Source organism: Bradyrhizobium zhengyangense (genome assembly GCF_022012435.1).
GTDB lineage: Bacteria > Pseudomonadota > Alphaproteobacteria > Rhizobiales > Xanthobacteraceae > Bradyrhizobium > Bradyrhizobium zhengyangense.
In genome coordinates, this window is the sequence record NZ_JAKLUA010000006.1 from 163,472 (window position 1) to 187,951 (window position 24,480).

24 protein-coding genes are annotated in these 24,480 nt (G+C 64.9%); 18 read left to right on the forward strand and 6 right to left on the reverse strand.

Going from position 1 to position 24,480, the window contains the following annotated elements; all coding sequences use genetic code 11:
• Nucleotides 1-60: 60 nt before the first annotated feature.
• Complete coding sequence (gene fabB, locus L6637_RS20120) at nucleotides 61-1,284, reverse strand: beta-ketoacyl-ACP synthase I (protein WP_128948745.1); 1,224 nt, start codon at nucleotides 1,282-1,284, stop codon at nucleotides 61-63.
• Between the two features lie 40 nt (nucleotides 1,285-1,324).
• On the reverse strand, nucleotides 1,325-1,846 hold the full coding sequence (fabA, locus tag L6637_RS20125) for a bifunctional 3-hydroxydecanoyl-ACP dehydratase/trans-2-decenoyl-ACP isomerase (RefSeq protein WP_237860649.1): 522 nt from the start codon (nucleotides 1,844-1,846) through the stop codon (nucleotides 1,325-1,327).
• A 350-nt stretch (nucleotides 1,847-2,196) separates the two neighbouring features.
• On the opposite strand from fabA, the gene irrA reads away from it, so the two are divergent.
• Nucleotides 2,197-2,685, forward strand: coding sequence for an iron response transcriptional regulator IrrA (gene irrA / locus L6637_RS20130; protein ID WP_237860651.1), 489 nt, complete (start codon nucleotides 2,197-2,199; stop codon nucleotides 2,683-2,685).
• Between the two features lie 38 nt (nucleotides 2,686-2,723).
• On the opposite strand, the gene L6637_RS20135 is transcribed toward irrA, so the two are convergent.
• Nucleotides 2,724-3,254, reverse strand: a complete 531-nt coding sequence (locus L6637_RS20135) for an SH3 domain-containing protein (RefSeq protein ID WP_237860653.1) — start codon at nucleotides 3,252-3,254, stop codon at nucleotides 2,724-2,726.
• Nucleotides 3,255-3,580: 326 nt separating this feature from the next.
• On the opposite strand from L6637_RS20135, the gene L6637_RS20140 reads away from it, so the two are divergent.
• Nucleotides 3,581-4,582: a 2-hydroxyacid dehydrogenase gene (locus tag L6637_RS20140; protein WP_237871818.1), complete on the forward strand. Its 1,002-nt coding sequence runs from the start codon at nucleotides 3,581-3,583 to the stop codon at nucleotides 4,580-4,582.
• 37 nt (nucleotides 4,583-4,619) lie between these two features.
• Nucleotides 4,620-5,456 (forward strand): hypothetical protein, encoded by an 837-nt coding sequence (locus L6637_RS20145; protein WP_237860657.1) that lies wholly within the window; start codon nucleotides 4,620-4,622, stop codon nucleotides 5,454-5,456.
• Between the two features lie 3 nt (nucleotides 5,457-5,459).
• Here the strand turns inward: L6637_RS20145 and L6637_RS20150 are convergent, their stop codons facing one another.
• A complete protein-coding gene (locus L6637_RS20150) occupies nucleotides 5,460-6,269 on the reverse strand; it encodes a HesA/MoeB/ThiF family protein (RefSeq protein ID WP_237860659.1) in 810 nt (269 codons plus the stop codon).
• Nucleotides 6,270-6,358: 89 nt separating this feature from the next.
• Between L6637_RS20150 and L6637_RS20155 the strand changes: the two genes are divergently transcribed.
• Nucleotides 6,359-7,720, forward strand: a complete 1,362-nt coding sequence (locus tag L6637_RS20155) for a serine protease (protein ID WP_237871821.1) — start codon at nucleotides 6,359-6,361, stop codon at nucleotides 7,718-7,720.
• Nucleotide 7,721: 1 nt separating this feature from the next.
• On the forward strand, nucleotides 7,722-8,234 hold the full coding sequence (locus L6637_RS20160; RefSeq protein WP_237871823.1) for a hypothetical protein: 513 nt from the start codon (nucleotides 7,722-7,724) through the stop codon (nucleotides 8,232-8,234).
• A 6-nt stretch (nucleotides 8,235-8,240) separates the two neighbouring features.
• Here the strand turns inward: L6637_RS20160 and ggt are convergent, their stop codons facing one another.
• Nucleotides 8,241-9,920, reverse strand: a complete 1,680-nt coding sequence (gene ggt, locus L6637_RS20165; RefSeq protein WP_237871825.1) for a gamma-glutamyltransferase — start codon at nucleotides 9,918-9,920, stop codon at nucleotides 8,241-8,243.
• A 244-nt stretch (nucleotides 9,921-10,164) separates the two neighbouring features.
• Here ggt and L6637_RS20170 point away from each other — a divergent pair, with 244 nt between their 5' ends.
• Nucleotides 10,165-10,905 (forward strand): ParA family protein, encoded by a 741-nt coding sequence (locus tag L6637_RS20170; protein ID WP_237860667.1) that lies wholly within the window; start codon nucleotides 10,165-10,167, stop codon nucleotides 10,903-10,905.
• Nucleotides 10,906-11,168: 263 nt separating this feature from the next.
• Here L6637_RS20170 and mutM read toward each other — a convergent pair whose 3' ends face one another.
• Nucleotides 11,169-12,050, reverse strand: coding sequence for a bifunctional DNA-formamidopyrimidine glycosylase/DNA-(apurinic or apyrimidinic site) lyase (gene mutM, locus L6637_RS20175; protein WP_237871827.1), 882 nt, complete (start codon nucleotides 12,048-12,050; stop codon nucleotides 11,169-11,171).
• Between the two features lie 81 nt (nucleotides 12,051-12,131).
• Here mutM and ubiE point away from each other — a divergent pair, with 81 nt between their 5' ends.
• The 12 genes from ubiE (at nucleotide 12,132) to L6637_RS20235 (ending at nucleotide 24,467) form a co-directional block, all read left to right on the forward strand.
• A complete protein-coding gene (gene ubiE / locus L6637_RS20180; protein ID WP_237871829.1) occupies nucleotides 12,132-12,893 on the forward strand; it encodes a bifunctional demethylmenaquinone methyltransferase/2-methoxy-6-polyprenyl-1,4-benzoquinol methylase UbiE in 762 nt (253 codons plus the stop codon).
• The gene (gene ubiB, locus L6637_RS20185) at nucleotides 12,890-14,464 is read left to right on the forward strand and encodes a 2-polyprenylphenol 6-hydroxylase (RefSeq protein ID WP_237860673.1); all 1,575 of its coding nucleotides are present in this window, start codon (nucleotides 12,890-12,892) and stop codon (nucleotides 14,462-14,464) included. The genes ubiE and ubiB overlap by 4 nt, the downstream gene beginning before the upstream one ends.
• Before the next feature lie 71 nt (nucleotides 14,465-14,535).
• Nucleotides 14,536-15,996, forward strand: a complete 1,461-nt coding sequence (gene coaBC / locus L6637_RS20190) for a bifunctional phosphopantothenoylcysteine decarboxylase/phosphopantothenate--cysteine ligase CoaBC (protein WP_237871831.1) — start codon at nucleotides 14,536-14,538, stop codon at nucleotides 15,994-15,996.
• The gene (gene dut / locus L6637_RS20195; RefSeq protein ID WP_237871834.1) at nucleotides 15,993-16,451 is read left to right on the forward strand and encodes a dUTP diphosphatase; all 459 of its coding nucleotides are present in this window, start codon (nucleotides 15,993-15,995) and stop codon (nucleotides 16,449-16,451) included. The genes coaBC and dut overlap by 4 nt, the downstream gene beginning before the upstream one ends.
• A gap of 113 nt (nucleotides 16,452-16,564) precedes the next feature.
• A complete protein-coding gene (locus L6637_RS20200) occupies nucleotides 16,565-16,963 on the forward strand; it encodes an MAPEG family protein (protein ID WP_237871835.1) in 399 nt (132 codons plus the stop codon).
• 3 nt (nucleotides 16,964-16,966) lie between these two features.
• Entirely contained in the window at nucleotides 16,967-17,677 is a 711-nt protein-coding gene (locus L6637_RS20205; protein WP_237871837.1) for an SDR family NAD(P)-dependent oxidoreductase, read from the forward strand.
• A gap of 25 nt (nucleotides 17,678-17,702) precedes the next feature.
• Complete coding sequence (locus L6637_RS20210; protein WP_237860684.1) at nucleotides 17,703-18,380, forward strand: cupin domain-containing protein; 678 nt, start codon at nucleotides 17,703-17,705, stop codon at nucleotides 18,378-18,380.
• Between the two features lie 10 nt (nucleotides 18,381-18,390).
• Nucleotides 18,391-18,990 carry a TetR/AcrR family transcriptional regulator gene (locus L6637_RS20215; RefSeq protein ID WP_237871839.1) on the forward strand — a complete coding sequence of 200 codons (600 nt, stop codon included), beginning with the start codon at nucleotides 18,391-18,393 and terminating at the stop codon, nucleotides 18,988-18,990.
• 188 nt (nucleotides 18,991-19,178) lie between these two features.
• On the forward strand, nucleotides 19,179-21,683 hold the full coding sequence (locus L6637_RS20220; protein WP_237871841.1) for a sensor histidine kinase: 2,505 nt from the start codon (nucleotides 19,179-19,181) through the stop codon (nucleotides 21,681-21,683).
• Nucleotides 21,680-23,212, forward strand: a complete 1,533-nt coding sequence (gene tsaE / locus L6637_RS20225; protein WP_237871843.1) for a tRNA (adenosine(37)-N6)-threonylcarbamoyltransferase complex ATPase subunit type 1 TsaE — start codon at nucleotides 21,680-21,682, stop codon at nucleotides 23,210-23,212. The genes L6637_RS20220 and tsaE overlap by 4 nt, the downstream gene beginning before the upstream one ends.
• An 89-nt stretch (nucleotides 23,213-23,301) precedes the next feature.
• A complete protein-coding gene (locus tag L6637_RS20230; RefSeq protein WP_237860693.1) occupies nucleotides 23,302-23,619 on the forward strand; it encodes a PilZ domain-containing protein in 318 nt (105 codons plus the stop codon).
• Between the two features lie 125 nt (nucleotides 23,620-23,744).
• Entirely contained in the window at nucleotides 23,745-24,467 is a 723-nt protein-coding gene (locus L6637_RS20235) for a nucleotidyltransferase family protein (protein WP_237860695.1), read from the forward strand.
• Nucleotides 24,468-24,480 lie beyond the last annotated feature (13 nt).

The following is a 24,480-nucleotide window of genomic DNA, read 5'->3' on the forward strand; positions in this document are numbered from 1 at the left end:
GCCGAAATGCCGCGGCGTACTGGCTGCCCCGCTTTCGCGGGGCATGACAGTGTGCTGGCCTCACACGTCCATCCGGCTGAACACCAGCGTGGCGTTGGTGCCGCCGAAGCCGAACGAGTTCGACAGCACGGTGCCGATCTTGACGTTGTCGATGCGCTTGCGCACGATCGGCATGTCGGCGAAGACAGGATCGAGCTCCTGGATGTGCGCGCTCTCGCAGATGAAGCCGTTGTTCATCATCAGCAGCGAGTAGATCGCCTCCTGCACGCCGGTCGCGCCGAGCGAGTGGCCGGTCAGCGCCTTGGTCGCCGAGATCGGCGGGCACTTTTCGCCGGCGCCGAACACGCGACGAAGCGCATCGATTTCCGGCGGGTCGCCGGCCGGCGTCGAAGTGGCGTGCGGGTTGATGTAGTCGACCTTGGTCTTCACCGTCGACATCGCCATGCGCATGCAGCGCTCGGCACCTTCACCTGACGGCGCGACCATGTCGTAGCCGTCGGAGGTCGCGCCATAGCCGACGATCTCGCCGTAGATCCGCGCGCCGCGCGCCCTGGCATGCTCAAGCTCTTCCAGCACCAGCACACCGGCGCCGCCGGCGATGACAAAGCCGTCGCGGTTGACGTCGTAGGGGCGCGAGGCGGTGGCGGGCGTGTCGTTATATTTGGAGGACATCGCGCCCATGGCGTCGAACAGCACCGACAGCGACCAGTCGAGCTCCTCGCAGCCGCCGGCGAAGATGACGTCCTGCTTGCCGATCTGGATCGTCTCATAGGCATTGCCGACGCAGTGGTTCGACGTCGCGCAGGCCGAGGAGATCGAATAGTTCACGCCCTTGATCTTGAACCAGGTCGCAAGCGTCGCCGACGCCGTGGACGACATCGCCTTCGGCACCGCAAACGGACCGACGCGCTTCGGTCCCTTGGTGCGGGTGATGTCGGCGGCTTCGACGATGGTGCGAGCGGACGGACCACCGGAGCCCATGATGATACCGGTGCGAATGTTGGAGACTTCGTCAGGCGACAGACCGGAGTCCTGGATCGCCTGTTCCATCGCGATGTGATTCCACGCAGCGCCCTGTCCGAGGAAACGCATCGCCCGGCGGTCGACCACTGTCGAAGGATCGAGCGTCGGTGCACCTTGCACCTGCGAACGGAAGCCGAGCTCGGCATATTTCTCCGCCCGCGAAATGCCCGACTTCGCCTCGTGAAGGCTCGCAAGCACTTCCTGGGTGTTGTTTCCGATCGACGAGACGATACCCATCCCGGTGACCACAACCCGCCTCATGACAGCCTCGCCTAAATCGTTGTCTTCTTGGTAATGCGCGTTAGCCCAGGTTCACGCCCTGCTTGAACAGGCCGACTTTCAGATCCTTGGCGCGATAAATAATCTGGTCATCGACCGAAAGCCATCCATCGGCAATGCCGAGCACGAGCTTTGAACGCATCACGCGCTTGATATCGACGTTGTACACAACCTTGCGGGCCTCGGGCAGCACCTGGCCGCTGAACTTCAATTCGTTCAAGCCAAGTGCACGGCCACGACCTTCGCCGCCGGTCCAGCCCAGATAAAAGCCGACCATTTGCCACAGCGCGTCGAGGCCTAGGCAACCCGGCATCACGGGATCGTTCTTGAAGTGGCAGCCGAAGAACCAGAGGTCAGGCTTCACGTCGAGCTCGGCGCGCACCAGGCCCTTGCCGAACTCGCCACCATTGTCGTTAATTTCCGTGATGCGGTCGAACATCAGCATCGGCGGCAGCGGCAATTGTGCATTGCCGGGGCCGAACATCTCACCGCGGGCACATGCCAGCAAATCTTCGTACTCGTAACCGTTACGCCTGTTCAGCATGCGGAAGCCTCTGTTTGAACCCCGATTGAGCGGCGTTTCTGGCAAAAATGGGCCCCATCCTGCTCGGAAGGCAACACCAATTGCCGTCCTCAGGCGCCAATACCGAGAGCCGGATCGGCCGCGGGCCGGGCCCCAATGCCTGGCCGCGCCAAAAATCGGTTGGACGGAACCGCGCGCTCTCTAACACAGGCCTTTTCGGGTAGCAAAGCCGTCCCATGAAGGTAAATGACGGAGCTCCAGGCCGGTTCCTCAGCTGATTAGAACCAGTCTAGTTGCGAGAAACTTGCATCTGCATCTATCTGTCCATATATTGCAGATAGAGAGTGTTCACGCGTGCCCGAATTCTGGAAATGAACGAAAACAACGCGATCCGTCACGACGAAGATGCCCATGCGGCCCTTCTGTCCGGCCGCCAGCCGGCCCTCACCGGCTGCCCCTGGCACGACGTCAACGAGATGCTCCAATCTGCCGGTCTGCGGCCGACGCGCCAGCGTATGGCGCTCGGCTGGCTGCTGTTCGGCAAGGGCGCGCGCCACCTCACGGCTGAAATGCTCTATGAGGAAGCGACGCTGGCCAAGGTCCCGGTCTCGCTCGCGACCGTCTACAACACGCTGAACCAGCTGACCGATGCCGGCCTGCTGCGCCAGGTCAGCGTCGACGGCACCAAGACCTATTTCGACACCAACGTCACCACCCACCACCATTACTATCTCGAGAACAGCCACGAGCTGGTCGATATCGAGGATCCGCATCTGGCGCTGTCCAAGATGCCGGAGGTGCCGGAGGGGTACGAGATCGCGCGCATCGACATGGTCGTGCGGCTGCGTAAGAAGCGCTGAGACTCACGCTCTGGCGTCGTCCCGGCGAAGCCAGCGCGTCAATTCACCTGCTCGTCCGCGTAGACGCCCCAGAGGCGCTCCTGCTGGATCCAGCCGTCAAAGCCGTTGCCGGTGACGTGGCACCAGCTGGTGGTGCATTTTTTCACTGTCGTCACGACACCGGCCTGGAGCTTTGCGGCCACCGCGCTGTCGGGATCGGCGTGGTCATAGATCGGCGCGAGGTCGTCCTTGTTTTTCATGGTGACGACCGCAGTGCGGCGGCCCGACAGCAGCGAGTGATAGACCCACCCCTCGGCGCCTTCGGAATCGCGCACCCGGCGCCAGTTCTCGAACTCGGCGGTGATTTCGACCGGCAGGCCGGCGCGGGTGTAGACCCAGGCCACGTCATTGTCCTTGGTCGGGCCGGCGCGGACGTTCACGTGATCCGATTTGAGGCTGACATAGCGCGGCACCGGCAGGCCGCTGGCGGTCTGAGGCGTGGTGTCCTTGGCCGAGTGCGAGGGGCCGACAGAGGCGCTCCACCAGGTGCAAACGAGCGCCATCACCGAACAAAAACGCCCCAACGCCATCAACCCGTCTCCTGTCGAAGACCCGGCTCAACCGGGCCCTCACCCCAAAATTCCAAACCCTGCCGCGCAACGCCCCTCTCCCGCCCCACGCGGGTGTTCCCGAAGCGCCAGCCCTGGTTCTTGTCTTGGCCCGGCCTTCTGCTAGAGAGGACGGACATCTGAACAACCAGTTTGCCCCGATTTTCCGGTCGGAAAGCGGGGCGATAGCTTGAAGGAAACGCCGGGGACGACACGGCAAAGGCAGTGTCGAACAACCGGGTTAATGAGGCCTCAACAGCCGGCCCTTGGCGACAAAGGCCGCCTGCAACGCCTCATGAGGGCAGGACATGTCGGTGAAGAAAAAGCCCCTCGTCGTCGTGACGCGCAAGCTGCCGGACTCGATCGAGACCCGGATGCGCGAGCTGTTCGACGCACGCATCAATCTCGACGACACGCCGATGTCGGCCGAACAGCTCGCCGAAGCCGCACGCACCGCCGACATCCTGGTTCCGACGGTCACCGACCACATCAGCGCCGACATCGTCAATCAGCCCGACTGCAAGCTGAAGCTGATCGCCAATTTCGGCAACGGCGTCGACAATATCGATGTCGAGGCCGCACATGCCCGCGGCATCACCGTCACCAACACGCCGAAAGTCCTCACCGAAGACACCGCCGACATGACCATGGCGCTGATCCTGGCCGTGCCGCGCCGGATGATCGAAGGCGCCTCGGTGCTGACGGAAGGAAAACCCTGGGCCGGCTGGTCGCCGACCTGGATGCTGGGCCACCGCATCGGCGGCAAGCGCCTCGGCATCATCGGCATGGGCCGCATCGGCCAGGCGGTCGCGCGCCGTGCCCGCGCCTTCGGCCTGCAGATCCACTATCATAACCGCCGTCCCGTCGCCCCGAAGATCGCCGAAGAGCTTGGCGCGACCTATTGGGAAAGCCTCGACCAGATGCTGGCGCGGATGGACATCATCTCGGTGAACTGTCCGCATACGCCGGCGACCTACCATCTGCTGTCCGCGCGGCGACTGAAGCTGATCCGGAAAGACGCCTACATCGTCAACACCGCGCGTGGCGAAGTGACTGACGAGGACACGCTGATCAAGCTGATCGAAGGCGGCGAGATCGGCGGCGCCGCCCTCGACGTTTATGAGCACGAGCCGGCGGTCAATCCGAAGCTGGTGCGGCTTGCGAAGGCCGGCAAGGTGATCTTGATGCCGCATATGGGCTCGGCCACGATCGAGGGCCGCGTCGAGATGGGCGAGAAGGTCATCATCAACATCCGCACCTTCCTCGACGCCCACAAGCCGCCGGATCGCGTGCTGCCGAGCATGCTCTGAGGGCGCCGCGGTCCTCCCGTTGAAGAAGGGTTGCCGCATGGGCGCAGGGGACACGGAGCTGTCATCGCGCGTGACCCCTTCGCCGCAGCGAGACCATGTCCTCACCGTGTTGGCCGCCGGGCTTCTGGCGGCAACTCTTGCGGCGATCTGTCATGAAACGGTTGGGCACGGCCTGGGCTGCATTGCCGCAGGCGGTGACATCCAGTTGCTGACATCCATCTGGTTCCGCTGTCACGGAGCGACGTCGCTGACCGATGCAGGCGGCGCCATATCCGGCTTGGTGCTTGGCGGGCTGGTCCTCGCGCTGCCGATACGCGGCGTCCGCAACTCCGCGCTGAGGATGACGCTGTTCATGTTCGGCGCAATCAGCTTGCTGTGGGTAGCGGCCCAGCTCATCGCTCATCCTGCTCTTGATCGGGATGATTGGCACTTCATCGCAATGCGCTGGCACTGGCCCTTGGTCTGGCGTCCGTTGCTCGCCACTGTTGGCGTACTCTCCTACGTGGCAATCATGCGCTGGATCTCCTTGCTTCTTCGTGATCCAGCGGCGCCGAGCGCGCGTGCGATCTTTCTGGCCTATGTTGCGGCGACGATCTCAGCCGTGCTGGCCGGATGGATGTGGGCGCCCCTGCCCGCCCGCAGCGCCCTGGAAGGTCTTCTGACACTGGGCGTGGCGCCCATCGGCCTGCTAGTCGCGGCGGCACGCATCAACACAGACCATTCCGGTGGCGCCCCCATCGCAAAGTCGTGGCTCTTCATCGCCACGAGTTTGTTGGTGTTCGCAGCGTTCGCCCTGGTCCAGGGAAGGGGACTGGGGCCGCTCGCCGATTGTTCCGGGAGCCGGTCCGCACCGACGGAGAGGTGCGTGCTCTGAGTGTCACCCTCCGACGCGGTGGGCGCTGAGATCTGACATCACAGGCCCATCGCCATTGAGCGGATTGGCGGGATCGCGCCCATAGCGCAGCGTTTCGAAGCGCATCGCACGCGCATCGATCATCAGGAGGCGGCCGACCAGGCCCTCGCCGAACCCGACGATCTCGCGGATCGCCTCCAGCGCCATCATCGAGCCCATCACGCCCGCGAGCGCGCCCATGACGCCGGCCTCCGCGCAGGCCGGCACGGTACCCGGCGGCGGCGCTTCCGGAAACAGGCAGCGATAGGTCGGATTGAATTCGCCCTGCTCGTTGGTCTCATGCGCGCGGATGGTGGTGAGCGAGCCGTCGAAGGTGCCGAGCGCCGCAGTGATCAGCGGCCGCTTCGCGAAGAAGCAGGCATCCGACGCCAGATAGCGCGTTGAGAAATTGTCGGAACCATCGAGCACGAGATCGTAATCGCTGATCAGTGCGAGCGCGTTGTCGGCATTGAGCCAGGTGGCATGGCCGACGAAGGAGACATGCGGATTGAGTGCTGCGATCCGCTCGGCCGCGCTCTCGACCTTGTGCCGGCCGATATCGGGCGTGGTGTGGATCACCTGGCGCTGCAGGTTCGACAGCGACACCACGTCGTCATCGACCACGCCGAGCGTGCCGACGCCGGCGGCCGCCAGATACATCAGAGCGGGCGCGCCCAGTCCGCCGGCGCCGATCACCAGCACCGAGGCTCGCTTCAGCGCAGCCTGGCCCGGTCCGCCGACGTCGCGCAGCACGATATGGCGGGCATAGCGTTCGAGTTCGTCCGGGCTGAGCAAGCTTTGACTCCTGAACCAGCGCAACATTGTTCGCGACCAACGAGATGTGCTTCAATGGCAGCGCGTTCAATGGGCTGGCTGGATTTGTCATGAGATCGATGCTTGCGGCAACACTGATGTTGGCGTCCGCCACAGGCGCCAGCGCCCAGATGACGACGCCACCGCTGCCCGGCGCCAAGCCGAAAGTGGTCCAGACTGTTCCGATCAAGCCGCCCGCGCTGCAAACCCCGTCGGAAACGGCCGACGCAATGGCGCAAGCCGAGCGGCTGTCGCTCCAGTCCGATCTCGCCTGGGTCGGCGAATATAACGGCGCTATCACCGGTGACGTCAGTTCGCGCATGGTCGATGCCATCAAGGAATACCAGAAGGCCAAGGGCGGCAAGCCGACCGGCGTGCTCAATCCGCAGGAACGCGCCGCGCTCGCCGAGACCGCACGGCGCAAGCAGGACAGCGTCGGCTGGAAAATCGTGACGGAAATGACCAGCGGCGCGCGGCTTGGCATTCCCGCAAAGCTGGTGCCGCAGCAGGCGACCGACGCCAACGGCTCCAAATGGACTTCGCCGACCGGAACCGTGCAGGTGCTGCTGAGCCGCCGCAAGGAGGCGAACCCGACCACAGCAAAACTCGCTGAAGCCGAGAAGAAGGAGCCTGCGGGGCGCAAGGTCGACTATACCGTGGTGAAGCCCGATTTCTTCGTGCTTTCAGGGCTCCAGGGCCTGAAGAAGTTTTACGTGCGCGGCACCTTCAAGGGCGACGAAGTCCGCATCATGACGATCCTGTATGACCAGGCCATGGAGAACACGGTCGAACCGGTCGTGATCGCGATGTCGAGCGCGTTCAGTGCGTTTCCGTCGGGACCACAAGCCGGACCGCCGCCGCGCAAGACCGTCGAATACGGCACCGGCATCGTCGTCAGCGACGACGGCGCGATTCTGGCGGATCGTCTCGTCACCGATTCCTGCCTTGCCATCACCATCGGCGGCTACGGCAGCGCCGACCGCCTCGCCGAGGACAAGGAGCACGACCTCGCGCTGCTGCACATCTATGGCGCGCGCGGCCTGAAGCCGCTCAGCCTCGCTGGCGGTGCGGCGAAGACGAGCGTCGATGTCGTCGGCATCGCCGATCCGCAGAACCAGGGCGGCGCAGCCGGCGTGTCGAGCGTCAAGGGCGCGCTGGCGCCGGCCACATCAAGCGATTCCGCGTTGTCGCCGCCTCCTGCCGTCGGCTTCTCCGGTGGCCCGGCGATCGACGGCGACGGCAAGTTCGCGGGTATCGCGCTGCTGAAGCCAGCGGTGGTCGCAGGGCCTGCGGCATCCATGCCAGCGTCACAGGCGGTGATGGTATCCGCGGAAGCGGTGCGCGACTTCCTGAAGGCGCACGCCATCACGGCGAACGGCACGTCGACGGACGCCAAAGCCGCCGTCGTTCGCGTGATCTGCGTGCGGAAGTAGCATGTTGTGGCGTCCAGTCCTCCTCTGCGCTGCAGTTTCGACCGGGCTGCTGAGCTTTCCGGCCTGGGCGCAGTCGCCGGCACTGCCGACGCCGAAGGTGGAGGAGGTGATGGTGAAGGTGGCGCTGCTGACGCTCAACGACGCCAATCTCACCGGCAACTACAACGTCCTCTACGCGAAAATGGCAGAACCGTTTCGGGAACGCTTCTCCGCTGACACGTTGAAGCGGGCGTTCAAGGCTTTCGCCGGACATCATATCGACGCCATCGCCGGCATGCCGATCGTGGCGACGGAAGATCCCCGGATCGCCGATAGCGGCGCGCTGTTGCTGCGTGGTTATTTCGATACGACGCCTTCGCGACTGAGCTACGAGCTGGACTACGCCATGTCGGAAGGCGAATGGAAGTTGATCACGATCGACGTCAAGGTGCGCTCGACACAGACCAATGCGAGCGCAACCGATCTGATTGCGCGCGCCGCCGCCGACCTCGAAGGTAGCGGCACACAAAAATAGCGACCGTCAGGCGAGCCTGAACCGCACCCCGCCTCGCGCAAGCCCGCCCGATATCCCGATCGGCGTGCCGTCCGCGCGCCAGCAGGCGGCGCCGGTCATGGTGCCGTCGTCGTGGAAGGCGATGCCGTTCATGCCGCCGGCGACGGTCGCAACAGGCTGGACCTTGTGGCCGAGCGCCGTAAGTTTTGCGCACACAGCCTCCGGCACCTGCTGCTCGACCTCGAGCGCATTGCCTTCGGTCCAGACGCGGGGTGCCTCGACGGCTTCCTGCAAGGTCATGCCGTGATCGATCAGGTTGACGAGCGCCTGCATCGCGCTCGGGAAGATGCGTTTTCCACCGGGCAGGCCCAGCGCATAGCGCAGTTTTCCATCACGCAAAGCCATCATCGGTGACATCGAGGTTGTCACGCGCTTGCCTGGCGCCAGTGACAACGCGTGACCGGGCCGCGGATCGAACAGGTTCATGTAATTGTTGGCGATCGCGCCCAGACCCGGGATCATGATCTTGGCGCCGAACAGATTGTTGATGGTCTGCGTGGTCGCGACCACATTGCCGAAGCTATCCGCTGCCGTCATATGCGTGGTGTGCGCGCTTTCGAGTTGCGTCACACCGGCGCCAAAAGCCTGCGCACGCGACGGATCGATCATGCGGCGGCGCTCCTCGGCATAGGCCTTCGAGGTCAGCTTCTCCACGGGCACGCCGACATAATCAGGATCGCCGCTGGCCGCGGCGCGATCGGCGAAGGCGATCTTCAGGACCTCGGCAAGATAGTGGATGGTCTCTGACGTACCGAAGCCGAGGCCGCCGATGTCGTAACCCTCGAGAATGTTCAGCATCTGCGCGATGTGCACGCCGGAGGCCGCGGGCGGCGGCGGGCCGAAAATGCTCCAGCCGCGATAATCGGCGCGGATCGGCTGCCGCTCGACCGTTTTGTAATTGGTCAGATCATTGCGGCGGATGAAGCCGCCTGATTTCTCCATGTAGTCGACCAGGATGTCGCCGAGCGGCCCCTCGTAGAGAGCCTTCTCGCCGTGATCGGCGATAGTGCGCAGGGTCTCGGCATATTCTGATTGCACCACGCGCGCGCCGACCTTGAGCGGCTCGCCACCAAGCAGGAAGACCGCCGCGATCGGCTTGTCCTTGCGCATCGTGGCGGCGCTCTCGCTGATGCATTCGTGCAAATAGGGCGTTACCGCATAGCCGCGCGCGGCGTGCTTGATCGCGGGCTGCATGACGTCGGCAAGCGACATGGTGCCGAATCTTTGTAGCGTCTCACACCAGGCTTTCAGTGAGCCCGGCGTCGCGACCGCTTTCGGCCCGTTCAAATTCTCGTTGCCGACGGTGTCGAACACGTCGTGAGCCGAACCCGGCTTCGACGTGTAGGTGGTGTCGCGCACCGAAGCGGGCACGGTGCTCTGGCCGTCGATGACGCGATGGCTGCCGTCGGCGAGGCGGATATGCGCCATGCCGCCGCCGATGATGCCGACCATCATCGGCTCGACAACGGTCAGCGTGAACAGTGTGGCGATCGCAGCATCGACAGCGTTGCCGCCGGCCGCCAGCATCTCGGCGCCGGCGCTGGACGCCAGCGGGTGGTTGCTCACCACCATGCCGCGGCTCGAGACCGCCGGCATCTTCTGACATTCAAAGATCGTTGCCGTCCGGTCGCGCCAGTTTCCGCCCATGCCTGATGTCCTTCTTGTTCACGATAGCGAGCACATCACACGCAGGATTACGGGTCCAGTAATGGTACGGATTAGCTGGCATTCCTGATTCTGCCATCATCATTACCGTTGATTCGGACATCCGCGGTCCCCTTTGGATCGGGCAGGGCACGTCCTGAGCGAGAAGAGCTCAGCATCGAAAATGCGATGCACGTTCGCGTGGCGTTATCCCGAGACCCAAGCACTCCAAAGGATTCAACTCTCCATGCACACGATCGTACTCGCCACCCAAAAGGGCGGCAGTGGCAAGAGCACTCTCGCCATCGGCCTGGCGCTGGCTGCCAAGCAGGCCGGCTTCACCGTTCGCCTGATCGAGACCGACCCGCAGGGCACCCTGTCCAACTGGGCGCGCCGCCGCAACAACGACGATGTCGTCGTCGAGCCGATCTATCACGCCGCCGATTTCGCGCCGCGGCTGAAGATGCTGGCCGACAGCGGTCTCCAGCTCGCGATCGTCGACACCGCGGCCGGCCTGTCCGCCGCGACCACCGCCGCGATCCGCCACTCCGACCTCTGCCTGATCCCGGCCCGCCCAAGCGTCGCCGACATCGAGGCGACGGTCTCCACCGTCAGCGTCGCGCGCGCCTGGAAGCGCCCCTACAGCTTCGTGCTGAACCAGACGCCGATCCGCGGCCAGCGCATCGACAACGCCGCCAACACCCTCGCCGAGGAAGCCGCGCTCGATCTCGCCGAAGTGCTCGCCCGCCCGCTGATCGTGATGCGCAACGACCACCAGGACTCGCTCGCCTCGGGCCTCGCCGTCAGCGAGTTCGCGCCGAACGGCAAGTCGACCGAGGAGGTCCGCGGCCTCTGGCGCTGGATCGAGACCCGTCTCGAGCTCTCCGCCGGCAATCTCCTGATCGATCAGGTCCTGTCGGCAGCAGACGGAGTGCTGCATGCCGCCACCGAGCTGTCGACGGACGAAACCCCAGTTCTGGCGTCCTGAGCGGGGCGATCGCTCAAGGCCCAGACGGGCTCTTCGCCATCCGGTGAATGAGCCCAAGCGACGAAGCAATCCGGCCACCAGCCCGGCCGGATTGCTTCGCTTCGCGTTTTCAGGCGAGGGCGAACGCGTCCCCGGCCGAGTTTTCGAAAACAACCCCATGCACAGTAGAACCGGTCGCGACCCAAGCGAGCCGGTGGCGGCACGCAGCCGCCTGACCTGTCAGGCAAATTGCCGCTGCGCCAGCTTTCAGAGTGGTTGCAGCGTCACTTCTGACACTTCGGACACCAGAAGGTCGACCGGCCGTTCTGGGTGAAGCGCTTCACGGTGCCGCCGCAGCGCGGCGTGGTGCATGTCTCGCCTTCGCGGTCATAGACCTTGAAGGAATGCTGGAAATAGCCGAGCTCGCCTGAGGTCTGGCGATGGTCGCGCAATGACGAGCCGCCGGCCTTGATGGCATCGTTCAGCACGGTGTGGATGGCGCCGACCAGGCGCTTGGCATGATCCGTGGGCTCACCCTTCTTGCTCGCGAGCGTCGCGGCGATGCGGCGCGGCGACAAATGCGAGCGGTGCAGGGCTTCGCAGACATAGATATTGCCGAGGCCCGCGACGACGCGCTGGTCGAGCAGCGCGGCCTTCAGATTCGTCTTCTTGCCTTCGCAGGCGCGCGCCAGCATCGCCGCGTCGAATTCATTGCCGAGCGGCTCTGGGCCGAGACCACGCAGCAGCGGCTCGTCCTCGAGCGCATTGCGCGCGATCACTTTCATGTAACCGAAGCGGCGTGGATCGTTGAAGACGATGTCCGCGCCGGAGGACATCCGAAACAGCACGTGGTCGTGCGCGGAGTCGTTGCCCTTGGGATAGTGAAACTCGCCTGATACGGCCACGTTGTCCGGCTTGATGACGCGAAACGAGCCCGACATGCCCAGATGCATCAAAAGCACGTCGCCGGAGGCGAGATCGGCCATGAGATATTTTGCACGGCGGCCGAGCCCCGTGACGATCTGTCCCTGCAGCCGGGCCACAAAATCGGGCTGGAACGGAAAGCGCAAATCGGGCCTGCGGGCCTCCGCAACGACGATTTTCGCACCCTCCATGACGGGCTGAAGGCCGCGGCGGACGGTCTCGACTTCGGGCAATTCAGGCATGGTCAGGCATTCACCTTATGAGGGCGGTGTGATAGCGCCATTGCGGCGGGCGGGCTATGGTCCGCCCAGTGGAGTAGAGTAATGGATCGGCCGGGCGAAACCACGCATTTTGGCTTCAAAGACGTTCCCCTGGGGGACAAACAGACGCTGGTGAACGATGTGTTTCACAGCGTGGCGTCGCGCTATGACCTGATGAACGATTTGATGTCCGGTGGCCTGCACCGGGTCTGGAAGGACATCATGATCAACACGCTCGACCCGCCCCGCAGCGACCGGCCGTTCGCGCTGCTCGACGTGGCCGGCGGCACCGGCGATATCTCGTTCCGGGCCGCCAAGGCGGCGGGCCCCGGCTTCCACGCCACCGTCTGCGACATCAATTCCGACATGCTCGCCGTGGGCCGCGAGCGTGCCGCCAAGCGCCATCTCGAGAGCCAGGTCGATTTCGTCGAGGGCAATGCCGAAGCGCTTGGCTTCGCCGACCGCAGCTTTGACGCTTATACGATCGCTTTCGGCATTCGCAACGTGCCGCAGATCGACAAGGCGCTGCGCGAGGCCTATCGGGTGCTCAAGCCCGGCAGCCGCTTTCTCTGCCTGGAATTCTCGACGGTCGAGGTGCCCGGGCTCGACAAGCTCTATGACCTGTTCTCGTTCAAGGTGATTCCGCCGCTCGGCCGCATGGTCACCGGCGACGCGGAATCCTATCAATATCTCGTCGAATCGATCCGCAAGTTTCCGAAGCCCAACGCCTTTGCCGACATGATCCGCGAGGCCGGCTTCTCCCGCGTGAGCTGGCAGACCTTGACCGGCGGCATCGTCGCACTGCATTCGGGCTGGCGTTTGTGATCTCTGCCATCACCCACATCACGCGCCTGATCCGCGCCGCGTTCGTGTTTGCGCGCGAGGGCGTGTTCGGCGCCGTCGATCCGAGCCTGGTGCCGCCGCCCGGACAGCTTGCGCTGAAGCTGGCGCGCCTCGTCGAACGCCGCGGCGACAAGCACGGCCCGCGAATCTCGCGCGCGCTGACGCGGATGGGCCCGGCCTATCTCAAGCTCGGCCAATTCCTGGCGACGCGCCCTGATGTCGTCGGCTTCAACATGGCGCGCGACCTCGAAAGCCTTCAGGATCGCCTGCCGCCGTTTTCGCAAGCCGAAGCTGAAGCCGCGATCGCGACGTCGCTGGAACGGCCGTTGAAGGATATTTTCGTCACGTTCGGCCCGTCAGTGGCGGCCGCCTCGATCGCGCAGGTGCATCGCGGCGAGGTGATGCGCGACGGCATCCGCAAGTCAGTCGCGGTCAAGGTGCTCAGGCCCAACGTAGCCTCGCGCTTCCGCCGCGACCTCTCCGATTTCTTTTTCGTCGCGCACAAGGCCGAAGCCTATTCGGCCGAGGCGCGCCGGTTGCGCCTGATCGAAGTCATCAACACCATGTCGCGTTCGGTCGCGATGGAGATGGATCTGCGGCTGGAAGCTGCCGCGCTGTCGGAGATGGCGGAGAACACGGAAGGCGATCCTGATTTCCGCGTGCCCACCGTCGACTGGGATCGCACCACGCACAACGTATTGACGATGGAGTGGATCGACGGCATCGCGCTGAACGATCACAAGCGCCTGGAGGAGGCGCAGGTCGATTTGCCCGATCTCGGCCGCAAGGTGATCCAGAGTTTTCTGCGCCATGCGCTGCGCGACGGCTTCTTCCACGCCGACATGCATCCGGGCAATCTGTTCCTCGATGACGCCGGCCGCCTCGTCGCCGTCGATTTCGGCATCATGGGCCGGCTCGGGATGAAGGAGCGGCGGTTCCTCGCCGAGATCCTGCTCGGCTTCATCACCCGCGACTATCGCCGCGTCGCCGAAGTGCATTTCGAGGCGGGCTACGTGCCCTCGCATCACTCGGTCGAGAATTTCGCGCAAGCCATCCGCGCCATCGGCGAGCCGATTCACAACCGCACCGCCGAGGAAATCTCAATGGCGCGGCTGCTGACGCTGCTGCTCGAGGTCACCGGCCTGTTCGACATGACGACGCGGCCCGAGCTGATCTTGCTGCAGAAGACCATGGTGGTGGTCGAGGGCGTGGCGCGCGGCTTCGATCCCAAGCTCGACATCTGGAAGGTCGCCGATCCGGTGGTGCGCGAGTGGATCGAGCGCAATCTCGGACCGATCGGCCGGGTGCAGGGCGCGCTCGCCGGCGGCGGCGACCTCGCCAAGGTGCTGATGCGCCTGCCCGACATCGCCCAGCGCTCGGTCGCAGTGCTGGAGCAGCTCGAGACCTTGACGCGGGAAGGCATCCGGCTGTCGCCCGAGAGCATCGCTGCGATGGGGCGCAGCGAGGGCCGCAAGAACCGCTGGCGCACCGTGGCAGTCTGGATCATCGCCGTGACCTTTATCGGCATCCTGATCGCCGTCCGGAATCTGTGATCGCCAAGAGCTTGATTGCATTGCAATCAAACGGATGATAGCATCGCTATCATTCCGTGCTGGAGGGCGTCATGGCAAGCCTGACCATCCGTAAGCTCGACGATACCGTCAAAGCCTATTTGCGGCTGCGCTCGGCCAGGAATCATAGATCGGTCGAGGAGGAGGTCCGGGTCATCCTGCGGGAGCTGATCGAGGGCCGCGAGGAGCCGCTGACGCCGTTTTCTGCGCCGCCTGAAGCTTCCCCCGCGCCGGCGTCCCAGCGCTCCAGTGCCCTCCCTGAGGCCAGCGTCACCCTGATCATCGGTGGCGGGATCGCGGCCTTCAAGTCGCTCGACCTGATCCGCAGGCTGAAGGAGCGGCGCATCGAGGTGCGCTGCGTGCTGACCAAGGCCGCCGAGCAATTCGTCACGCCGCTCTCGGTCAGCGCCCTCTCCCATGAGCGGGTCTACAATGATCTGTTCGATCCCCAGAGCGAATTCGACGCCGGCCATATCCGCCTCGCCCGCGACTGCGATCTGATCGTGGTGGCACCTGCCACCGCCGATCTTATGGCGAAGATGGCCAACGGCCATGCCGACGATCTCGCCAGCGCGATCCTGCTCGCGACCAGCCGAAAAATCCTGCTGGCGCCGGCGATGAATCCGCTGATGTGGAACAATCCGGCGACCCGCCGCAACGTCGCGCAGCTGCAGCGCGACGGCGTGCTGCTGATCGGCCCCAATTCCGGCGAGATGGCGGAAGCGGGCGAAGCCGGCGTCGGCCGCATGTCGGAAGCGATCGAGATCGCTACCGCTGCCGAAAAACTGCTGCGGCCGCCGGTGCCGCGGCCGCTCGCCGGCAAGCGGGTGCTGATCACCGCGGGACCAACGCACGAGCCGATCGATCCGGTGCGCTACATCGCCAATCGCTCCTCGGGCAAGCAGGGCTTTGCCATCGCTGCCGCAGCGCGGGCCGCGGGCGCCGAGGTGATTTTGGTGAGCGGCCCTGTGGATCTCGATGATCCTCAGGGCGTCACCGTCAAGCACGTGGAATCCGCGCGGCAGATGCTGGAGCAGGTGCAATCAGCACTTCCCGCCGACATCGCGATCTTCGCCGCCGCCGTCGCCGACTGGCGCGTTGCCAATGAGGGCGAGCAGAAGCTGAAGAAGACATCGGCCGGCATGCCGCCATTGCAGCTCGTCGAGAACCCCGACATCCTCGCCACGATCTCAAAACTCGCCGACAAGCGCCCGCCGCTGGTGATTGGCTTCGCCGCCGAGACCGAGCATCTGATCGACAACGCCAAATCAAAACTCGCGCGCAAGGGCTGCGACTGGATCGTCGCCAACGACGTCTCGCCCTCATCAGGCGTGATGGGCGGCGACCGCAACACCGTGCATCTCATCGGCAAGAATGCTGCTGATAACGGCGAGATCACGGTTGATTCCTGGCCTGTGATGACCAAGGAACAGGTCGCCATCGAACTGGTCGCGCATATCGTGAAGAGCGTGGCCGACAAATCCGTCGACAAGTCCTTGGAGCCGGCCTCTTGAGCAGCAAAGTCACGGTCGAACTGCAACGCCTGCCTCACGCGGAAGGCCTGCCGCTGCCGGCCTATCAGACCGCGGAAGCCGCCGGCCTCGATCTGATGGCGGCGGTGCCGGAGGGCGAGCCGATCACGCTCGCATCTGGGCAATATGCGCTGGTGCCGACAGGCCTTGCGATCGCCTTGCCGCCCGGCTTTGAGGCGCAGGTGCGGCCGCGCTCGGGTCTCGCGGCCAAGCACGGCGTCACCGTGCTGAACTCGCCCGGCACTGTTGATGCCGACTATCGCGGTGAGATCAAGGTGATCCTGATCAACCACGGAGAGGCGCCGTTCGTGATCAAGCGCGGCGAGCGCATCGCGCAGATGGTGCTCGCGCCGGTGCTGCAGGCCGTGCTCGACCCGGTCGCGACGCTGTCCTCGACCGATCGCGGCACCGGCGGCTTTGGGTCGACTGGCCGCTAACCCCCGCTTCTCCCATTAGAACCCCGGCCTTCACGGACTCGCGAACGCACGCCGATTGACTCTACCTACTAATAGGTAGATAAACGGCAAGTTCCTGAACCGGAGGAGAAGCCGTGACCATCGAGCTCTATTGGCTGACATTGACTGCACTCATGACGGCATTGTTCTGGGTGCCCTATGTCCTCAATCGCATCCTTGCCGTCGGTCTCGGCGGGGCGCTCGCCGGAGGCGCACCCGACAGCGGCAAGCTCGCGGACTGGGCGCAGCGCGCCATGCGCGCGCATGGCAACGCCATCGAGAATCTCGCCATCTTCGCGCCGATTGTGCTGATCGCGCATGTGCTCGGCATTTCGAGCGCGGCGACCAGGGCTGCCGTCGTGGTCTACTTCTTCGCCCGGCTCGCGCATTACGTCGTCTATGCGGCCGGCATTCCCGCCGCGCGCACATTGACGTTCACCGCGGGCTGGCTGGCGCAGATCGCGATCATCGCCAGCATCTTGCGCTGGATCTGAACGATGTCAGTCGTCAAGCGGCGCACATTGCTCGTCACCGGCATGGCCGAAGGCCTCGGCGCTGATATCGCCACGACTTTCGCGCAAGGTGGCTACGACGTGCTCGGCCTGTCACGGACCGGAAGCGGGTCGGAGCAGATCGGCGCGTCGGTCGCGCGGGCCGGCGGCAGCTATACCCACCTGGCCTGCGATCTGACCAATGCGACCGACGTTCAACGCGCGCTGCAGCCCATTGGCGGAACCATCGACGTTCTCATTCACAATGCACAAGTCCTGATGATCCGGCCGTTCGGCGAAATTTCGCCGCAGGCATTCGAGGAGGTCTGGCGCGTTGCCTGCTTCGGCGCGATGCTGTCGGCGCAAGCCGTGCTTCCACACGTGGCTGCGCGTCGGAGCGGCACCATGATTTTCTCGGGCGCCACGGCAGGCCTGCGCGGGGGCGCCAACTTCGCCGCTTTCGCGTCAGCCAAATTTGCGCTGCGCGGACTTGCCCAGGCGCTGGCCCGCGAATTCGGCCCGATGGGCGTTCACGTCGCCCATGTCGTGATCGACGGCTTGATCGACGCGCCCAAAACCGATCAGCGCTTCGGAGCTGCGACGACCGGCCGGATGGATGCGAACGCGATCGCGCAGGCCTACCTCCAGCTCACGGCGCAGCCGCCGTCGGCATGGACCCAGGAGATGGACCTGCGTCCCTTCGCGGAAAAATTCTAGGAGACCGTCACTTCAGGAGAGTGTCATGGCGAATGATCGCATCAATGCCGACTTCACGCAGCGCGTCGTCATCCCGACCGAGACGATGCCCTGGATTCCCTCCCCGCAGGCGGGTGTCGAGCGCCGGATGCTCGACCGGATCGGCGGCGAAGTCGCGCGCGCGACCTCGCTCGTTCGCTACGCCGCCGCCAGCTCGTTTCCAGCGCATGAGCACGCGCTCGGCGAGGAGTTTCTGGTGCTGGACGGCGTGTTTTCCGATGAGCATGGCGACTATCCGGCCGGAACCTATGTCCGCAATCCACCGCACAGCCGTCACACGCCGCGGACCGCGCCGGGCTGCACGATCCTCGTCAAACTCCGGCAGATGGAGCCGAGCGAGAAGGACCGGCTGGTCGTCGACACCGCGCGCGCAAATTGGCGGGATGGCGGCCAGTCGGGCCTGGCTACGCTTCCGCTCTGCGTCATTCCCGGCAGGGAAGAGGTGGCACTGGAGCGCCTGCAGCCCGGCACGGCGCTGGAAGAGGTGGACTGCGCGGCCGGCGAAGAGATATTCATTTTGTCGGGCGACCTCCGTGACGCCCACGGCCAGTACGGCAAGGGGACGTGGATCCGGAATCCACCCATGTTCCGGCGTGCACTTGGCTCAAGTGGCGGCGCGATCTATTGGATCAAGCGAGGTCATCTGCGCCGGATGCCATCATGATGGGGACTGCATGACGACGACGGCGCCGAAGCCGAGATCCGAGACCGCCGAACAGATCCTCGATCTCGCCGAGACGCTGATCCAGACGCGCGGCTACAGCGCCTTCAGCTACCAGGACATCGCCGACGGTCTCGGTATCCGCAAGGCGAGCATCCACTATCATTTCCCTTCAAAGACCGATCTCGGCGTGGCCGTGATCGACCGATACGTGGCGCGCTTCGGCGATGCGCTGGCAGCAATCGGCGCCGATCAGGCGCAATCTTCGCTGGCGATGCTGGAGTTTTATCTCGAGCCTTATATCGGCTTCGCCAAAACGCCCGACCGAATCTGCCTGTGCGGGGCCCTGGCCGGCGAAATCCTGGCGCTGCCCCCGCAGTTGCGCTCTCGCGTCGACGGCTTCTTCCAGACCCATCAGGACTGGTTGACCGACATCCTCAAGCGCGGAACCCGCGGCGGCGAATTTGCGCTGGCGGCGCCACCGGCCAAGCTGGCGCGCTTCATCTTCAGTGCCCTGCAGGGCGCGCTTCTGGTGAAACGTGCCACGGGCGATGCGACGCAACTGCGTGACGTGATCACCGTGATGAAACTCCAGCTCACCGCCGGTTCCTGACCGACGCGAATCCGCCGAAATACGGGCCCATGGCGGCCCGACAGAGTTCGGCATCTGCTTTTTTCCCCCGTGAGATTCCTGTTCACGGTCTGGACTCTTACCGGTGGAGTCGCGGTGGGGGTATTGTCGTTTGATTCGCGCGCGACGGGGGTCGCCGCGAGGTCAATTCGTGCGGTCTTGGGGCAACTATGTCAGGCGTGATCGTGTCGATGCGTCGGACGCTGCTGTCGTGCACTTCGCTGGTGCGCAACAGCCTATTCGGAGGCGCTCTCGCAGCGCTGCTGCCGGCTGAGCCGGCTGATGCCGCCGACCTCGTCGACACACTTTCGATATTGCTGGATTTCAACCGGCAGGAGCTCGCGGTGCTGGCCACCGCGCTGGCTTTGCTTGGGTTCACGGTCGTGGCCGCGATCCTGTTGATGCGGACCCGTGTGCGCACCGCCAAGAACGAGGCGGCACTGCTGGGGCGGATCCGGGAACTCCAGCTGCAGACCGACCGCTTCGGCGCGCTTCTGTTCGCCGAGCCGCAGATCCTGATCTCCTGGCCGGCCGGCGACGATCGCGCGCAGATCTCGGGCGACATCGCCATGGTGCTGCCACGCGATTCGTCGCCGCAGCGCGTGCTCGCCTTCGGAACCTGGCTGCCGCCGGAACCGGCGCTGCAGATGGATCACGCCGTCGATGGCTTGCGCGAACGCGGCGATGGCTTCCAGCTCACGCTGACCACCGCCAACGGCCATACGCTGGAAGCGATCGGCCGCGCCATCGGCGGCCAGGCCATTGTCCGGATTCGCGAATTGTCCGGCCTACGGCGCGATCTGGCCGAGACCAATTTGCGCTACAAGGCGCTCTCCGACGAGACCGAGATGTTGCGCGGCTTCGCTGCCGCGGCGCCATGGCCGATCTGGGCCAAGGGCGAGAACGGCGCATTGACCTTCGCCAATCCGGCCTATGTCCGCGCGACGGACGCGACCAGCATCGCGGACGCCCAGGAGCGCAAGCTCGAGCTGCTCGACAGCTCCGACCGCACCGCCATGGAGCGCGGTCTGAAGGAGGCGGCTCACTTCACCTCGCGGCTGCCGATCGTGATCGGCGGCGAGCGACGCATGTACGACGTGCGTTCCGTCAATGTCGGCCATGGCAGTGTCGGTGTCGCGATCGACGCATCCGAAGCCAATGCCTTGAGCGCCGCGCTGGTGCGGATGGCAGAGGCGCATCGCCGCACGCTCGACCAGCTCTCGTCAGGCGTTGCCGTGTTCGACGGCCAGCGCCGGCTCGCCTTCTACAACGATTCCTACCGCCGGCTGTGGGATCTCGACCGCAATTTCCTCGACACCAATCCTGACGATTCCAGCGTGCTCGACCAGCTTCGCGCCGCGCGCAAATTGCCGGAGCAGCCTGATTTCCGCGCCTGGAAGGCCAAGCTGCACGAGGCCTATCGCGCGGTCGAGGCCGCGAAGGACACCTGGTACCTGCCCGACGGCCGCGCGCTCTCCGTCGTCACCACGCCGAACCCCGAAGGCGGCGTCACCTATCTGTTCGACGACGTCACCGAGAGCCTCGAGCTGGCCCGCCGCTTCGACGGCATGATCCGGGTCCAGCGCGAGACGCTGGACAGCCTCGCCGAGGGCGTCGCCGTGTTCGGCAGCAACGGCAAGGCGCAGCTGTTCAATCCGGCCTTCGTCCGGATGTGGAAGCTCTCGAACGATGCCATGCGCGAGGAGCCGCATATCCAGACCGTCGAGGGCTGGTGCCAACAGCTGTTCGACGATCCCGTGGTGTGGCGCCAGATCCGCGAGGCCATCACCTCGATCGAGAGCCGCGCCGACGTGCCGATCAAGCTCGAGCGCAAGGACGGCAGCGTGCTCGACGGCATGATCCGGCCGCTGCATGACGGCGCGACCATGCTGACCTTCCTCGACATTACCGACACCGAGAATGTCGAGCGCGCGCTGCGCGAGCGCAACGAGGCGCTGGAAGCAGCCGACCAGATGAAGGTGGATTTCGTCCACCACGTCTCCTACGAGCTGCGCTCGCCGCTCACCACCATCATCGGCTTCGCGCATTTCCTCAGCGACCCCTCGACCGGGCCGCTGACGCCGAAGCAGGCCGAATATCTCGACTACGTCACCAAATCGACCAATGCGCTGCTGGCGCTGACCAACAACATCCTCGATCTCGCCACCATCGATGCCGGCGCCATGAAGCTGGAGCTCGGCCCGGTCGACGTCAGCAAGACCATCGAGCTCGCCGCCGAAGGTATCCAGGACCGGCTCGCCACCGACCGCATCCGCCTCAAGGTCGAGATCGCGCCCGATGTCGGCAGCTTCATCGGCGACGAGAAGCGCGTCGTGCAGGTGCTCTATAACCTCCTCGCCAATGCGGTCGGCTTCTCGCCGCAGGATTCCACCGTCGGGATCAGCGCGCGCCGCACCGACCACAGCGTGGTCTTCATTGTGACAGATTCCGGACCTGGAATACCCGCCGACATGAAGGACAAGGTATTCAACTGGTTCGAAAGCCGCTCGCAGGGCTCGCGTCATCGCGGCGCCGGGCTCGGGCTGTCGCTGGTGCGCTCCTTCGTCGAACTGCATGGCGGCAAGATTCAGGTGGATTCGGTCGTCGGCAAAGGCACGGTCGTGATCTGCGACTTCCCGACCGACCAGGCGGCGCATCGCGACGCCGCCGAATGAGCGAACCCACCAAACTCTCCGTCGCGCTCCACAACGAGACGGCCACCGCGCAATTGATGGCCGACCTGGCGCTGCTGGTCGGCCCCGGCGACACCATCACGCTGACGGGCGATCTCGGCGCCGGCAAGACCGCCGCGGCGCGCAGCCTGATCCGCTATCTCGCCGGCGACGACGCGCTGGAAGTGCCGAGCCCGACCTTCACGCTGGTGCAGAGCTACGAGCTGCCGGCCTTTGCCGTGATGCATGCCGACCTCTACCGCGTCGAGGACGAGAGCGAGCTCGAGGAGATCGGATTGTCGCCGCTCCCGGATGCAACGCTGGTGCTGATCGAATGGCCCGAGCGGGCGCCATCGGCGATGCCTGCAGACCGCATCGACATCGCGCTGACGCACCGCCCGGCGCTGGGCTCGAATGCGCGCGCTGCCGATATCACCGGCTACGGCAAGAGTGCGCCCACCGTTGCGCGGCTGAAGGCGTTGCGCGAATTCCTCGACGCGTCAGGTCATCTCGACGCGACGCGCAAGCATATGCCGGGCGACGCCTCGACGCGCTCCTATGCGCGCCTGATCCGCGACGACGGCGGCGTCATCCTCATGAACTCGCCGCAGCGCCCCGATGGTGCAGCTATCTACAATGGAAAGTCCTACAGCGCCGCGGTGCATCTCGCTGAGAACATCAAGCCTTTCGTCGCCATCGACGAAGGTTTGCGCGCGGCAGGTATCTCGGCGCCGAAAATCCACCGTTGCGATCTCGACCACGGCTTTCTCATCTCGGAAGATTTCGGCAGCGAAGGCGTGATCGAAGGCGATCCGCCGCGGCCGATTCCCGAACGCTATGAGGCCGCGACCGACGTGCTGGCCGTGCTCCACGGCAAGACGCTGCCGGAGACGCTGCCGCTGGACGGGCAGACTTACACCATTCCCGCCTGGCACACCGATGCGCTGCTGATCGAGATCGGCCTGATGCCGGAATGGTATCTGCCCGATCGCAACGCGCCGCTGAGCAACGAGAAGCGCGCGGAATTCTTTGCGATGTGGCGCGAGCTCCTGAAGAAACCGCTGGCCGCGCCAAAGACCTGGGTCATCCGCGACTACCACTCGCCCAACCTGATCTGGCTCGCGGACCGCGCCGGCATGGCGCGCGTCGGCGTGATCGACTTCCAGGACACCGTGCTGGGGCCGCACGCCTATGACGTGGTGTCGCTGCTTCAGGACGCCCGCATCGATGTGCCCGAGAGCCTCGAGCTGACGTTGCTGTCGCGCTACATCAAGGCGCGCCGCAAGGATGATGCGAGCTTCGATGCGGCCGGATTCGCCGAGCTCTATGCCATCATGTCGGCGCAGCGCAACACGCGCCTGCTCGGCACCTTCGCTCGCCTCAACCGCCGCGACGGCAAGCCGCATTATCTGCGCCACCAGCCGCGGATCTGGACCTATCTGCAGCGCTCGCTCGCGCATCCCGCCCTCGCGCATCTGCGCGACTGGTATCTCGCCAACGTGCCGCCGCCGCAAAAGCCGCCTGACCGCTGAGCCGGAACCGGTTTACCGGCTGTTAGCCATCACGCCGGTATCATCGCCCGCGGGCCGCCGGACAAAGACGGGGCTGGAGCTTGAGGCAGATGGCGGTCAAGACGGATCATCGCGGGAATAGCAGGGTTGTTTTCGAACGCGGGATTTCGGCCCAGATGATGGGCATTGACGGCACCTGGCGTCGCGAATGCACCATGGAGGACGTCTCCGAGAGCGGCGCCAAGCTGACCATCGACGGCTCGGTCGAAGGCCTGCATCTGAAGGAATTTTTTCTGCTGCTGTCGTCGACAGGACTTGCGTACCGGCGCTGCGAACTGGCCTGGGTGAATGGCGACCAGATCGGCGTCAATTTCCTGAAAGTCGGCGACAAGAAGAAAAAGGCGCGGTCCACAGCCGTCGGGGCGTGACGGCAACACACGTCGCACAACCGTCACGGCGGGTGGCTAAGGCCGTTTGAGATGCGGTGCGGCCTATCCTGGTCCGTGTTAGGATTGCTGCAAACGCGAATGATCGAGGTTCGAGAAGGCTAGGCATGTCCGTCAAACCGACCAAAGCCATGGTGCTCGCCGCGGGGTTCGGCCTGCGCATGCGTCCGCTGACGGACAAGATGCCGAAGCCGATGGTGCCGGTGGCCGGCCAGCCGCTGCTCGACCACGTGCTCGACAAGCTCGCCCAGGCCGGCGTCACCGACGCGGTCGTCAACGTGCACTATCTGCCCGACCAGATCATCGAGCACACCGCAACGCGCCAGCATCCGCGCGTGACCATCTCGGACGAGCGCGACCAGGTGCTCGGCACCGGCGGCGGCGTGGTCAAGGCGCTGCCGCTGCTCGGCGACGCGCCGTTCTTCCACGTCAATTCCGACACGCTGTGGATCGACGGCGTCCGCTCCAATCTGACGCGGCTCGCGGAAAATTTCGACCCCGCAAGCATGGACATCCTGCTGCTGATGGCGCCGACCGCAACCAGCATCGGCTATAGCGGCCGCGGCGATTACGGCATGCTGCCCGACGGCGCCTTGCGCAAGCGCAAGGAGAAAGAGATCGTCCCGTTCGTCTATGCGGGCGCTGCGATCCTGTCGCCGAGGATCTTTGAAGGCGCGCCGCAAGGCGAATTCTCGCTGACCAAAATGTTCGACCGCGCCAATGAGCAGGAGCGCCTGTTCGGCCTCCGCCTCGACGGCGTCTGGATGCATGTCGGCACGCCAGATGCGGTGCACGCCGCGGAAGAGGCGTTTCTGGAGAGCGTGGCGTAGGGCGCGAACAGCG